Origin of the sequence: Flavobacterium kochi, assembly GCF_048286715.1 — a bacterium.
Classification (GTDB): Bacteria; Bacteroidota; Bacteroidia; order Flavobacteriales; family Flavobacteriaceae; genus Flavobacterium.
In genome coordinates, this window is the sequence record NZ_JBLVPW010000006.1 from 130,370 (window position 1) to 143,598 (window position 13,229).

The 13,229-nt window shown below is 35.4% G+C and carries 12 protein-coding genes; 5 read left to right on the forward strand and 7 right to left on the reverse strand.

Annotated features, from left to right (window positions below):
* Positions 1-8 precede the first annotated feature (8 nt).
* From bioD to ACNQGH_RS07275, 3 genes are all read left to right on the forward strand, one after another.
* Entirely contained in the window at positions 9-626 is a 618-nt protein-coding gene (gene bioD / locus ACNQGH_RS07265) for a dethiobiotin synthase (protein WP_417955317.1), read from the forward strand.
* Between the two features lie 87 nt (positions 627-713).
* Positions 714-1,985 (forward strand): adenosylmethionine--8-amino-7-oxononanoate transaminase, encoded by a 1,272-nt coding sequence (bioA, locus tag ACNQGH_RS07270; protein WP_417955318.1) that lies wholly within the window; start codon positions 714-716, stop codon positions 1,983-1,985.
* A gap of 101 nt (positions 1,986-2,086) precedes the next feature.
* Positions 2,087-3,241, forward strand: a complete 1,155-nt coding sequence (locus tag ACNQGH_RS07275) for a beta-ketoacyl synthase N-terminal-like domain-containing protein (protein WP_417955319.1) — start codon at positions 2,087-2,089, stop codon at positions 3,239-3,241.
* A 19-nt stretch (positions 3,242-3,260) separates the two neighbouring features.
* Here ACNQGH_RS07275 and ACNQGH_RS07280 read toward each other — a convergent pair whose 3' ends face one another.
* From ACNQGH_RS07280 to ACNQGH_RS07305, 6 genes are all read right to left on the reverse strand, one after another.
* Positions 3,261-3,740, reverse strand: a complete 480-nt coding sequence (locus ACNQGH_RS07280; RefSeq protein WP_417955320.1) for a regulatory protein RecX — start codon at positions 3,738-3,740, stop codon at positions 3,261-3,263.
* Between the two features lie 300 nt (positions 3,741-4,040).
* Positions 4,041-7,214 carry an efflux RND transporter permease subunit gene (locus tag ACNQGH_RS07285; protein ID WP_417955321.1) on the reverse strand — a complete coding sequence of 1,058 codons (3,174 nt, stop codon included), beginning with the start codon at positions 7,212-7,214 and terminating at the stop codon, positions 4,041-4,043.
* Positions 7,215-7,300: 86 nt separating this feature from the next.
* Positions 7,301-8,362 (reverse strand): efflux RND transporter periplasmic adaptor subunit, encoded by a 1,062-nt coding sequence (locus ACNQGH_RS07290; protein WP_417955322.1) that lies wholly within the window; start codon positions 8,360-8,362, stop codon positions 7,301-7,303.
* A gap of 4 nt (positions 8,363-8,366) precedes the next feature.
* Positions 8,367-9,710: a TolC family protein gene (locus ACNQGH_RS07295; RefSeq protein WP_417955323.1), complete on the reverse strand. Its 1,344-nt coding sequence runs from the start codon at positions 9,708-9,710 to the stop codon at positions 8,367-8,369.
* Entirely contained in the window at positions 9,710-10,306 is a 597-nt protein-coding gene (locus ACNQGH_RS07300; RefSeq protein ID WP_417955324.1) for a TetR/AcrR family transcriptional regulator, read from the reverse strand. The genes ACNQGH_RS07295 and ACNQGH_RS07300 overlap by 1 nt, the downstream gene beginning before the upstream one ends.
* Before the next feature lie 143 nt (positions 10,307-10,449).
* Positions 10,450-10,971, reverse strand: a complete 522-nt coding sequence (locus ACNQGH_RS07305; RefSeq protein ID WP_417955325.1) for a YceI family protein — start codon at positions 10,969-10,971, stop codon at positions 10,450-10,452.
* Between the two features lie 207 nt (positions 10,972-11,178).
* Here ACNQGH_RS07305 and ACNQGH_RS07310 point away from each other — a divergent pair, with 207 nt between their 5' ends.
* Positions 11,179-12,153: a polyprenyl synthetase family protein gene (locus ACNQGH_RS07310; RefSeq protein WP_417955326.1), complete on the forward strand. Its 975-nt coding sequence runs from the start codon at positions 11,179-11,181 to the stop codon at positions 12,151-12,153.
* Positions 12,154-12,299: 146 nt separating this feature from the next.
* Positions 12,300-12,653: a hypothetical protein gene (locus tag ACNQGH_RS07315; protein WP_417955327.1), complete on the forward strand. Its 354-nt coding sequence runs from the start codon at positions 12,300-12,302 to the stop codon at positions 12,651-12,653.
* A 26-nt stretch (positions 12,654-12,679) separates the two neighbouring features.
* Here the strand turns inward: ACNQGH_RS07315 and ACNQGH_RS07320 are convergent, their stop codons facing one another.
* The gene (locus ACNQGH_RS07320; protein ID WP_417955328.1) at positions 12,680-13,222 is read right to left on the reverse strand and encodes a hypothetical protein; all 543 of its coding nucleotides are present in this window, start codon (positions 13,220-13,222) and stop codon (positions 12,680-12,682) included.
* Positions 13,223-13,229 lie beyond the last annotated feature (7 nt).

The following is a 13,229-nucleotide window of genomic DNA, read 5'->3' on the forward strand; positions in this document are numbered from 1 at the left end:
CATAAATAATGAAACTATTCATCACAGGAATTTCAACCGATGTAGGTAAAACCATTGCATCAGCCATTATAGTAGAAGCTTTAGAAGCCGATTATTGGAAACCCGTCCAAGCCGGTGATTTAGAAAATTCTGACAGTCATAAAATCAAAGTATTGTTGTCCAACAAAAAGACTGCAATTCACGCTAATAGCTATGTTTTGAATACACCGGCAAGTCCACACCTGGCAGCAGAATTAGACGGAATTGTTATTGATTTAACTAAAATCACCGAGCCTAAGACAGCCAATCATTTAGTAATTGAAGGCGCTGGAGGGGTTTTTGTTCCATTAAACGATACCGATTCGGTTATTAATCTGATTCAGCCCGACTATAAGGTAATTGTTGTTTCCAGACATTATTTGGGTAGTATCAATCATACTTTGCTCACAATTGAAGCTTTACAAAGCCGAAAAATTAACATAGCCGGTATTATTTTTAATGGCGAAGAAAACAAATCATCAGAAGCAATAATTTTAAATAAAACAGGTGTGAAATGCATTGGAAGAATTGAGCAAGAGCCGTATTTCGACCAAAACGTAATACTGGAATATGCTGATTTGTTTCGGAAAAACCTATTGAGTTTATAAAAATTAAGAATCAGGAAGAAAGAATCAAGACTTGTTTTTTTTGTGTTTTTTGCACTTCTTGTACCTTGCTTCTTTTATCTTTGCAAAATGAACTTAACAGAAAGGGACAGCCAATATCTTTGGCATCCATATACACAACACAAAACTGCAGCAGTTCCCATTGCCATTAAAAAAGGCGAAGGCGCTTTGCTTTGGGATGAAAATAACAAAGAATACATTGATGCAATAGCCTCTTGGTGGGTGAATCCTTATGGGCATTCCAATAAATTTATAGCCGATGCTATTTACAAACAACTCACGACATTAGAGCATGTTCTTTTTGGTGGATTTACACATGAGCCAGCTGTTTTGGTTGCTGAGAAGTTGATGGAAATTTTGCCCAAAAACCAGCGAAAAATATTCTTTTCCGATAATGGTTCTACAGCGGTTGAAGTAGCGATTAAGGTCGCTTTGCAATATTTTTTCAATAAAGGCGAAAAGAAAACTACAATAATAGCTTTCGAAAATGCTTTTCATGGCGATACATTTGCGGCAATGGCGGCAAGCGGAATTTCTTTTTACACAAAAGCGTTTCAAGGGATGTTCATTGATGTGGTTCGGATTCCAGTTCCTGTGAAAGGAAAAGAACAGCAAAGCAACGATGCGCTGAATAAAGTAATAAAAGAGAATAACTGCGCTGGTTTTATTTACGAGCCATTGGTTCAAGGAGCGGCAGGAATGGTGATGTATGAGCCCGAAGCATTAGATGAATTGATGCGCATCTGTCAGCAAAATAAAGTGCTGACCATTGCTGATGAAGTGATGACTGGTTTTGGTAAAACGGGTAAAACTTTTGCGACTGACTATCTAGTAGAAAAACCAGACATGATGTGTTTGTCAAAAGCGTTGACCGGGGGTACTATTCCTATGGCAATTACCACTTTTACCCAAAATATTTTCGAGGCTTTTTATGATGATGATATTAATAAAGCATTGTTTCACGGGCATACTTTCACGGCAAATCCTACAGGTTGTGCAGCAGCTTTAGCAAGTTTTGAGTTGTTGCAAACCAGTGCAATGCAAGTTAATATTGCTCGTGTAAATCAAAGTCATTTGAGGTTTCAGGAACGTATAAAAAACCATCCGAAAGTAGTTACAACCCGCGTGCTGGGTGTTATTTTTGCATTGGAAATAAAAACCGAAAGTGCTGCCAGTTATTACGGAACCTTACGCAATAAACTCTATGATTTTTTTATTGAAAATGGAATAATCCTACGCCCTGTCGGTAATATAGTTTATATTTTGCCCCCTTATATTATTACCGATGAGCAATTACAAAAAGTGTATCAAGTGGTCGAAAAAGCTTTAGAAATAGTTTAAATTTATAACAATAAAGGTGCATTTTGAATGTATAAATTTTCAAACCCTCGTGAACTTTGCCAAAAACTTTGCGACCTTTGCGCTTAAATAACAACAGTATTTTGTCTGAAACAATCTCTATAACAGCCATTGCTTCTATTTCACCTTTAGGGAACACACCAGAGATGATTTGGGAAAATTATCTTACTCTAAATCATTGTTTTACTGAACATGATTTAGATCATAAAAAAACCTTTGTAGCAGCTTTGGACACGAATTCAGAACAGGTTGTTGACAAATTAAGAGAATCTGACCCCAAATACAAATCGTTAGATAAATCAGTTTTGTATGCTATGGCGGCTTCCCGAAAAGCAATGCAAAATGCAGGTTGGACTGCAAAGGATGTTTTTGGAATCAACATCGGATCGTCGCGCGGTGCAACTGATTTATTCGAAAAGCATTATCAAGAATATTTAGCAACAGGAAAAGCGCATACCCTTGCTTCTCCAACAACAACTTTGGGGAATATTTCCTCTTGGGTAAGCCATGATTTGCAAAGTTCAGGTCCGGAAATTTCGCACTCGATTACTTGTTCCACTGCTTTACACGCTTTGCTGAACGGTGTGGCTTGGCTACGATCCGGAATGGCTGATAAATTTCTCGTTGGTGGCAGCGAAGCTCCTTTAACAGATTTTACAATTGCGCAAATGCGTGCATTGAAAATTTATTCGAACAGTGAAGAAGCGTATCCCAATCGTGCGCTTGATTTAAAAAAGAAACAAAGTACCATGATTCTTGGCGAAGGTGCCGGAGTTTGTTGTCTCGAAATTGGTAAAAAAGAAAATGCACTGGCGTATATCGAAGGAATTGGTTATGCAACAGAAATTCTGGAGCATAATATTTCCATTTCAGCCGAAGCGACCTGTTTTCAGAAATCAATGAAAATGGCTTTGCAAAATACGGATTTGTCCGAGGTGGATGCGATTGTAATGCATGCGCCTGGAACAATAAAAGGCGATCTGACTGAACACAGAGCCATTGAGAAAGTCTTCGGTGAAACACTTCCTTTATTAACTACCAATAAATGGAAAATTGGACACACTTTTGGAGCTTCAGGAATACTCAGTATGGAATTGGCGATTATGATGATGCAACACAACAGGTTCGTCGGAGTCCCTTTTACAGAAGCGCGATTGCAGACCAAACCGATTAGAAAAGTACTGGTAAACGCAGTTGGTTTTGGTGGAAATGCTGTTAGCATACTTTTGAGTTTGTAGCTTAGATTATAACTATTTTTTATTCCTCTTTCAAATGCTCCAGATCTTTTACTTTCTCAAAGACCAAATTGCTTTCAAATCCTCTGCGTAGCATATAGTCACAGAATTTCTTTCTTTTTTTTAGCAAATTGGTTTCTCGTATGGATTCCCAATGTCTTTCAGCTAAGGTCTCAAAAGTTGTTGCATATTCCTCGGCCGAGATTTCCTTTAGTGCAATATTGATAAGCGTCTGTGTTATTTTTTTTGACTTTAATTCGTTTACAATTCTAATTCTCCCCCACTGTTTAATGCGGTGTTTTCCTCTTGCGAAACTGCAGGCAAAACGTTCTTCATTTAGAAAATTATCACTGATAAGTTGAACCATAATGGTATCAATTTTTTCTGAATCCATCTTCATAGTTCTCAGTTTTTGTACCACTTCTTCATGACATCGTTCTTGATAGGCGCAAAAATGTTCTATTTTATGCAGGGCTTCTTTTATAGAAAAAACGTCATTCATCGGTTCTCTTATTTATTGACTTTGTGAAATAATGATTGCTTTAAATAAAAACAGGGATGTTAATTCATCACAAAAATAGTACTTTTATTATGGATGACCAGAAATAGGGAAAAAATAGTAATCTTCCTGCAGCTCCTAAAAGATGTTTTTATTGCGGGAATATAAAAGGATTGGGTCTAATGATAAAATTCCAAACCGGTATAAACAAAAAACAGTTGCAAGAACCTTCTTGCAACTGTTTAAATAATTTTATTTAATAATCTGTAGCTCCTTGTAGTATAAGATGTTTTTAGATTAGAATTACAATGTATGTTTCGGATTAAAACCATCTTCACTCAATTCTTTGTGGTCATAATCGGCAACCATTTCAGCTTCGTAATCTATTTTTTCTCCTTTACTGAATTTGCTAATTAATTTCTCCATAATTTCATATATCACCGGAACAACAATCAGGGTTAAAAATAACGAAGAAATTAATCCTCCGATAATAACCCATGCCAGACCATTTTTCCATTCGGCACCGGCACCGGAGGCTAATGCAATTGGGAACATACCAAATACCATTGCAATAGTCGTCATCAAAATTGGACGAAGTCTCGCGTGATTGGCCTGAATTAATGCAGTTCTTATGGATTCTCCTGCGGCTCTTCGCTGATTGGTGTAATCGACTAACATAATTGCATTTTTACAAACTAAACCAATTAGCATAATTATACCAAGAATGGTGAATATATTCAAGGTATTGTTGGTCAAAGCCAAGGCTAATAACGCTCCGATAAAAGAAAGTGGAATAGCGAACAATACTACAAATGGATGAGCAAAACTGTCATACAATCCAACCATTACAAGGTAAACCAAGATGATTGCCGCCAACAATGCAATTCCTAATGTCCCAAAACCTTCCGATTGGTTTTCCTGATCTCCACCCCAGATATAGTTTACACCTGTTGGTTTTTTTAGTTTATTCAATTTTTCCTGCCATTGGTTTACGATAGTTCCTGCAGGTACTCCAACGTTTTGTCCTTTTACGGTAACCGATGCTGTTTTATCTCTACGTTCCAATTGACTTGGTCCGGAACCTTCTTTTACCGATGCAAATTGCGATAATTTGATTTGTTCGCCTCTTTCATTTATAAAAATCAAGTTGCTTACATCATCAATACTTTTTCGGTCAAAACTGTTGTATTTGATATTGATATCATATTCGTATTCTCCCGCTCTAAATTTTCCGTCAGTGTTTCCACTGTACGCAGTTTGCATGGTTAAACCAACAGTCTGCAGACTCAAACCAAGTGCAGCCATTTTATCTCTGTCGACTTGAACATTGATTTCTGGATTTCCGGATTCCACAGATAATTTAATTTCTGTTGCACCAGGGATTTTATACAATTCCGCTTCCGCTTGTTTTGCAAAAGCCATCGCACTTTCTAGTGACGAGCCTGTTACGATTAATCCCAGTGTTGCATCTTGGGCAGTTCCTAAAATACCAACCGGAACAGTTTTTACTTTTGCTCCAACCAATACTTTTTCTAGTTTACGTTTTATTTTTGCAGCATAGACAGAGGCGTCATCAGACCGGTCTTTTTGTTCAATCATTTTTACGTCAATCTCAGCTTTGTAAGCAGTAGCTTGCGATGCACCTAAACCTTCACTGGTTTGACCAACGGTTGTGATTTGACTCTTTACATATTCTTGCGTTTTCAAAAAGGCTTCTGCTTTTTGAGTCATAAAGTTTGTCTGCTCCAATGAGGCATCTTTCGGCATTTCTATTTGAACTAAAAATTCGCCACTATCTGATGCTGCAAAAAATTCACCACCGATAAATCCTGCAGGAATAAGCGCTATCGAACTAAAGAAGACAAATAGAACAATTGCTAAGGTCGTTTTGTAATGGTCTAAAGACCAGGTTAACAGACCAGAAATCCAGTTGATAAAACGGGTTAAATAGCTTTCGAATCCAAGAATAATTCTTCCAAAAGCATTTTTACCTTCAATGTGTTCTAATTTTCCAAAACGAGAAGACAACCAAGGAATAATCGTAAACGAAGCTAAAAGTGAAAGTAAAGTGGAGATGATTACAGTAACGCAAAATTGTGTAATAATGTTTGAAACCAAACCAGAACTCATTGCAATTGGTAAAAATACCACAACAATTACTAAGGTAATCGAAGTTACAGTTCCGCCAATTTCGGCTGTTCCATCGTAAGAAGCACGTATGCGACTTTTGCCCATCTCCATGTGTCGGTAAATGTTTTCCAGCACCACAATTGCATCGTCCACCAGGATACCAACGACGAGCGATAATCCCAGTAAACTCATTAAATTCAGCGTATAGCCCAGCAAATAAATCCCAATAAATGTTGAAATTAATGAAGCGGGAATAGAAACCATTACAATCAATGAGTTTCTGATGCTATGCAAGAAAAATAACATTACAAAGGCTACCAAAAATACTGCAATCAGTAAATCGTGTACTACGGAATCGGCAGCTTCTAATGTGAAAACTGTACTGTCTTTTGCTACTTCGAGTTTTAATTGATTGACTTTGTAATCGCTTTCCAATTTAGAAACTGTTTTTAATAGTTCTTCACTTACCGCAACTGCATTAGCATCAGATTGTTTTACAATTTGTAAAATAATAGCACTTTTTTGATCGATACGCGATATTTTTTCGGCAATTTTTTGTGTATCCTGAACATCAGCAATATCACCCAGTCGAACCTGAGTTCCGCTATCTGAGGAAACAACTAAGTTTTTTAATTCTTCAACATTTTTGTATTTTCCAGCTAAACGAATTAAGATTTTTTGATTACGAGTTTGAATATTCCCTGTAGGAAAATCAAGATTGGAAGTCAAAATATTTTGCTGTACTTGTGGGATAGAAAGTCCATAGGCCTGCATTTTTACTGCATCAAGATTGACTTGGATTTCACGTTCCTGTCCTCCAATAATACTAACTTGAGCCACACCGGCTACACGGGACAATACAGGGGCTATTTTTTTATCAATTAAGTCATAGAAAGCAGCTTCATCCATCTTTCCATTAGCACCAATGGTCATAATTGGTAAGTCACTCAAAGAGAATTTACTTAAGGAAGGGGCTTTTGCATTGTCGGGTAAATCGCTAATGATCGCATTTATTTTTCGTTGTGCATCATTTAAGGAGATATCAACTTTGGCTTTTGAAGTTAAAGTAATAGAAACCGTCGACAAACTTTCGTATGATTTTGAATCTATTTTTTTTATGTTTTCTAAAGAAGCAACAGCATCTTCAATTTTTTTGGTTACCGTATTTTCAACTTCACTTGGAGAAGCTCCAGGATATATGGTTGCAATGGTAATTACATTTTGTTCGAATTTTGGAATTAATTCGTAGCCCAGTTGACTGTAACTGAATATTCCACCTAAAATTAGAATTGTAAACAATACAATTACTAAGGAGGGACGTTTTATGGATATTTCTGCTAATTTCATATATTTTGATTGTTGATTATTAATTATTAATGGTTGCTGTAGTTTTTGCGGTCAATCGTTTATAATTGACCATTACCATTAACAAATTATTTAATAATATCCACTTTATACCCATCCTGAAGGTTGATTTGACCAGTAACAATCACAGTGTCACCATCAGAAAGACCGTTTATAATTTCTACTTTATCACCAAGAATTCTTCCGGCAGTTACCGTCTTTAATTTTGCTACGCTATTTTCAACAACAAAAATCTGGTTGCTGCTTACACTTCCTACAAAAGCATTTCTGGGAACAATCATCAACGATTGTTTTTGTTGGTTTGAAGCAAATTCAGCTGTTCCGTACATTCCCGCTTTCAAATCATTAGAGGAATTATTGGCAATTTCTATTTCCACAGGAAAGTTTAAACGGGTATCAGCTTTGGGAGCGATGAACGTAATTTTACCAGAAAAAGTAGCGTCAGGATAGACACTTGCTTTTACGTTTACAATGTTTCCTAATTTTAAACCTGCAACTTGGTTTTCATTCACTGTAACTTTTAGTTTCAGCTTAGAAACATTTACAATATCAAACATTTGCGTTGCAGCAGCAAGAACCGATCCTGGTTCAATGTATTTTTTATTTACAATACCGTTTATTGTAGCTTTGATATTGGTGTCGCCAATATTAACCTTTGCTTGTTGTAATCTTGATTTCGAAGTCACTAAATTCAGTTTAGCCTGATCTAATTGTTGTTTTGTAACACCTCCTGTTTTGAATGCATTTTCAAAACGACTGTAATCGCTTAAAGCATTTTGATAGGAAGCCTGTGCCGTTTGTAAGTCAGATGAAACTTGTTCGCTTCTTACAACAGCTAAGGTTTGCCCAATTCTTACATTGTCTCCTTCATCAACTAAAACACGTACCACTCTTCCTGGTTTTTCTGCCGAAAAACTCAATTCTTGTAATGGCTCAAAATTTCCATTGGCCGAAAAATCAAGTGAAACTTGTTCCGTTTTTACCGTTTCAACTTTAACGGAAACACTTGCATTTTTTTCAGCTACAATAGCTGTTTTTGCTTCATTTTCCTTTTTGTTGTTTGTTAAAACTACTGAGATGATTGCTATTGCGCCTAAAATGATTATTCCGGTTATTATATTTTTTTTCATGTTGTTAGTTGTTTAATAAAGTTTTTAATTCCCCTTTTGATTTGATTAATTGAATTTCGGCAAGTTTGTAATCTAATATTGCAGAAGTGTAGTTGTTTTGTGCTTCTGTCAATGAATTTTCCGCGTCCAATAAATCGGTTAAGGAAGCTAGTCCCTGTACGTAATTATTTCTGGTATTGCTTAAAACATCTTGTGCTAATTGTGCATTTGTCTTTTGGTTATTGATCGTAATGACGCTATTGTCAATTTGTATTTTTGCATTTTCATAGGCAAGATCAAGGCCCAATTTTGTGTCATTTAAATCTTCTTTTAAGGATCTTAAATTAACGTCCGCCTGTCTTACTTTTGATCGGGTTTCAAATCCTTTAAAAATGGGAACTTTTAAGTTCAGACCTATAGAAGAATAATCAGACCAGTAAACGCCGTCAGCTGGTTTTGCTCCCCAAGGCATTTTTGGACCTTGGCCAATATAATTGTAACCCGCCGAAAGGGATAGCGTTGGGTAATAGGCCGCTTCAGTCGCTTTCTTTTGAAATAGTAAGAGTTGTTCTTGTTTTTTCAAAAGCAAATATTCTGTTCTGGTTTCTGTATTTGGTGCTTCAGATAGTGCTTGAGGTGTAACTTCAAATTCAGTTTGAGGAATAATAATTTTAGTTTGAATTGGCATCCCGATGTAAAACTTCAAAGCGTTTTCCTGCAATTGAACCGCATTTAAAACTTGCTGACGTTGTGTATTGATGTTCGATATTTTTACTAAAATTCGATCCAGGTCAATTTTTTTTGCCAGACCATTGTCAAATTGTCCTTTAATTATTGTTTTTACTTTATTGGTGTTTACATAATTACTGTCCAGAACATTTAATCTTTGACGTTGAACATATACTTGGTAGTAATTATTCGCTACTCTTTCGATTACTTGCTCTTCGGTCAATTGGTCGTTTATCTGATAGAATTCTCTGGTTGATCTGGCAGCTTTCAAACCTGTGAAAACGGATTGGTCAAAAAGAGTTTGTGTCAAGGAAACCCCGGCTGTTGAATTCCATTTTTGTCCGAAATTGAGTTTAACCGTAGATCCTGGTTCACCGCCAAAAGAACCTCCATCAAGGAAGGTGGTTTGCAAAATGGGATTATAAGTCAATCCTCCATTTGCGGAAATTTCAGGTAATGCCCTGGAACGTACTTCCTGAATTTGATATTCGCTGTTTTTCACTTTTAGTTTTGCTTTTTTTGCATCTGCTTTGTTTTCCAGAGCATAGGTAATCGCCTCTTTCAGTGTCAACGATTTGGTGTCTTGTGATTTTGCAGTCACAGCAAAAATCAAGAATGCTATTAAAATTATATTCTTCATTATATAGTATAGTTTAGTAAATGTTTTTCAAGTTCAATTATTCCTTTCGGCGTTGCCATCGCTCTGGTATGGTATTCTAAAATTTCAAGTTCTATCTTTTGACCCTCTTTTTCAGAACTTGTGTTTGCTTTTATGTTGAATACCAAGAGGTAATAAAATTGGATATAACTTGCAACATTGATGTTTTCGCGATACAGACCCTGTTGAATTCCTTTTCTGATATTTTGTTCGAAAGCGGCGTTGCATTCGTTAATTTCTCGTGACATTACCCTTTCATATATTTCTGGGTAATGCTTTTTTAATTGATATATAGGAGAGGTGTCAGATGATTTAAACATTTCCTTGAACATTTTTCTGATCTCAAAATTTTCCTCAATTGCATTGTAATTTTTGTTTATGATGTTATCAATAATCTGATGTACTTCTTTGTGAATCGTAGCAGTGCTTTCTTCGATAAGTATTTCTTTGTTGCAAAAATATTTGTAGATTGTCTTTTTAGAAATACACATTTCCCCTGCAATATCATCCATAGTAATGCTTTTAAAACCTAGTTTTAAAAACATGTCGCTTGCTTTTGATATAATTTTCTCTTTCATTTTTATGGCTAAAATTGTTTCAGTATTTCGTTACTTTAATTTTAAAGTGTTGAATTTCGATGCAAATGTAACATGGAAACTTTAAACACCAAAATAGTTTCCTCAAATTTCGTAATTATTTAACATTTGTGTAAACCTGCTTTTTAAACAGTGAATTCTAAATTTGCTATCAGTTTAATGTCTTGTCCTGTGGCCAGACCTCCTGTTTGAATAAATGAATTGGACGTTAATCCGAAATCTTTACGATTAATTGCTCCAGTTATTTCAAAGGCAGCCTTTTGATCACCGTTATAAGCGTTGATTCCAATGAATTCTGCATCAAGTTCGACAACTTTAGTGATGTTTTTGATTGTTAGATTTCCTTTCAAAAAATTAATGTTCTTGTTAACTTTTTGAAATGAAGTAGACTTAAAGCTAATAATTGGATATTCATTTATATCAAGAAAATCATTCAATTTTAAGTGGGTGTCTATTTGTTCCAGTTTTGTATCCTTGTTGTTTATATCTAAAGAAAATTCGATTGAAGCGTCTTCAATTTCATTGTCCTGAATGTCTATATGGCCTTTGAATTTGTTGATTGTTCCTGCTAAGTAGGCAATTATAGAATGTCTGATTTTAATCAAAACATCAGATTGAGTTGAATCAATTGTCCATGTTGTTGTCATAATCTGTTCGGTTTTATTTAGGTTTGATTTTCATTTCACAATGGTCTGAAATGAATTATAAATTGAAATGTTAATTTCGATGCAAATCTAAACAGGAAACTTTGAATACCAAAATAGTTTCCTATGTATTTTTATAATTTAACATTTCATTAATAAACGTTGTTTGTAATAAAGAGTGAATACTGTAAATTAGCCAAAAATTAATTTATGCACAGCATTTACCAGTATCAGGAGTTCATTTCGGAATATTTACAATCACAATATGAAGCCAAGGAGCCCAAAAATTTGTACGAACCGATACATTATATTTTAGATCTGGGAGGAAAAAGAATGCGTCCGGTACTAACACTTATGAGTGCTGAAGTTTTTGATGCGGACTATAAAAAAGCGTTACCGGCCGCTTTGGCTGTTGAGGTTTTTCATAATTTTTCTTTGATTCATGATGATATTATGGATGATGCTCCCTTGCGAAGAGGGAAGCAAACAGTACATGAGAAATGGAATATAAATACCGGAATTTTATCTGGCGATGCGATGCTAATTTTGGCGTATCAATATTTTGAGAAATACCAGCCAAAAATATTTCGTAAATTGGCTAAATTGTTCAGTAAAACTGCTCTTGAAGTTTGCGAAGGGCAACAATGGGATGTGGATTTTGAAGTTAGAGATGATGTTACCATTGCAGAATATCTCAAAATGATTGAATATAAAACGGCCGTTTTAGTTGCTGCAGCCATGAAAATGGGTGCTATTATTGCTGAAGCTTCAAAGGAAAATGCAAATCTAATTTATGATTTCGGATTAAATTTAGGATTGGCTTTTCAATTGCAGGATGATTATCTGGATGCTTTTGGCGATCCGGAAACTTTTGGAAAACAAGTGGGCGGTGATATTATTGAAAACAAAAAAACCTATTTGTATCTAAAAGCAGTTGCCTTTTCAGATAAAGAACAGCAACAGCAGCTTCGGGATTTGTTTTCTATCCAGCCAAAAGATAATTCAGATAAAATTAATGCGGTAAAAGAAATTTTTAATCGTTCAGGCGCTTCAAAAGCAACACAGGATGCTATTCAGGATTTTACATTTAAAGCTTTCCAAACATTAGGCAAAATGAATATCGGGGCCGACAAAAAAGAAATGCTTAGAGCTTTTGGCGAAAATTTAATGGAAAGAAAAGTGTAGTGTTTGAATGAAGAGTAATGATTTTTGGCTCGAGCGATAGCGAACAGGCGAAGCATTGCAGTTTTACTTTGAATGAATAATGGTTCATTTCAAGCATCGGTATAATAAAAAAAATCTGAATTAGTTAATCAACAACCTAAGATCAAATGTTTATAGCTCCTAAAAATACTGATTTACTACTTATCGAAGCGGAAGGAGAAAATTTATACTTAAAACTAATTGAACAGATTAATAAGGACTTTAATCTCGCTAACGAAGGAATTGATTTTCCGTTGCGTATTTCCCCTGATGAATTGAAACTGCAATTGCATGAAAAAATATACAGACTGATTCAGTATAAATTTGCCGAATACCTCAATTTACTCTACATAATTGATGTTTCTGAGGAACAAATAAAAAAACTGGACGGTTCCGACTTAGTAGTTCTTGCCGAAGAAGTAGCTTTTTTAATTCTGAAAAGGGAATGGCAAAAAGTCTGGTTCCGCAATAAGTATTGTTAATAACGTTCTATTTAGAGAAATTGATATTAAAAATAAACCCTTACAAATGGCATGAAGGCGTTGCCATAAATGTTGTTATTGTCATTTAATACATTGTAGCGAGCGCCAATAGTTACATTTCCGGATCTGTAACCGGCACCAAGAAACAAACCAGTATTCCAATAATCTTGAGAATTGCTATTGGAACCAATTAAATTGACATTAACCCTTAATTCTTCTAATTCAGCCGAAAGTTGAATTTCACGAATAGGATTAAAGAGTCCTATAATGCTGCTGCCATATAAATGGGAAGCGTAATAGTCCTTTTGTTTTGCATAGGTGTATTGCGCACCAAGACCTAAAGCTACATATTCGTTGAAATTATAAATAGCACTTGGAGCCAGTGAAACATCAGTATAACCCGAGCCAAAACTAAATCCTATACCACCGCCAAATTGGACTTTTTTCCAAAAATCACTTTGTGATCGGTGACCAATTGTTTGCTGCTGTGCTGATAAAAAACCGGAAGAGAATAAGACTGTCAAAATTAAAAAAGATCTTAAAATGGCTAATTGATGATTTTTTTTCATGTTTTAA

Excerpts from the sequence above, each read along its gene's own strand:
- ACNQGH_RS07305 (WP_417955325.1), bottom strand. The coding sequence starts at position 10,971 with ATGACAACAACATGGACAATTGATTCAACTCAATCTGATGTTTTGATT.
- ACNQGH_RS07320 (WP_417955328.1), bottom strand. The coding sequence starts at position 13,222 with ATGAAAAAAAATCATCAATTAGCCATTTTAAGATCTTTTTTAATTTTG.
- bioA (WP_417955318.1), top strand. The coding sequence starts at position 714 with ATGAACTTAACAGAAAGGGACAGCCAATATCTTTGGCATCCATATACA.
- ACNQGH_RS07280 (WP_417955320.1), bottom strand. The coding sequence starts at position 3,740 with ATGAATGACGTTTTTTCTATAAAAGAAGCCCTGCATAAAATAGAACAT.
- ACNQGH_RS07315 (WP_417955327.1), top strand. The coding sequence starts at position 12,300 with ATGTTTATAGCTCCTAAAAATACTGATTTACTACTTATCGAAGCGGAA.
- ACNQGH_RS07300 (WP_417955324.1), bottom strand. The coding sequence starts at position 10,306 with ATGAAAGAGAAAATTATATCAAAAGCAAGCGACATGTTTTTAAAACTA.
- ACNQGH_RS07285 (WP_417955321.1), bottom strand. The coding sequence starts at position 7,214 with ATGAAATTAGCAGAAATATCCATAAAACGTCCCTCCTTAGTAATTGTA.
- ACNQGH_RS07310 (WP_417955326.1), top strand. The coding sequence starts at position 11,179 with ATGCACAGCATTTACCAGTATCAGGAGTTCATTTCGGAATATTTACAA.
- bioD (WP_417955317.1), top strand. The coding sequence starts at position 9 with ATGAAACTATTCATCACAGGAATTTCAACCGATGTAGGTAAAACCATT.
- ACNQGH_RS07290 (WP_417955322.1), bottom strand. The coding sequence starts at position 8,362 with ATGAAAAAAAATATAATAACCGGAATAATCATTTTAGGCGCAATAGCA.
- ACNQGH_RS07295 (WP_417955323.1), bottom strand. The coding sequence starts at position 9,710 with ATGAAGAATATAATTTTAATAGCATTCTTGATTTTTGCTGTGACTGCA.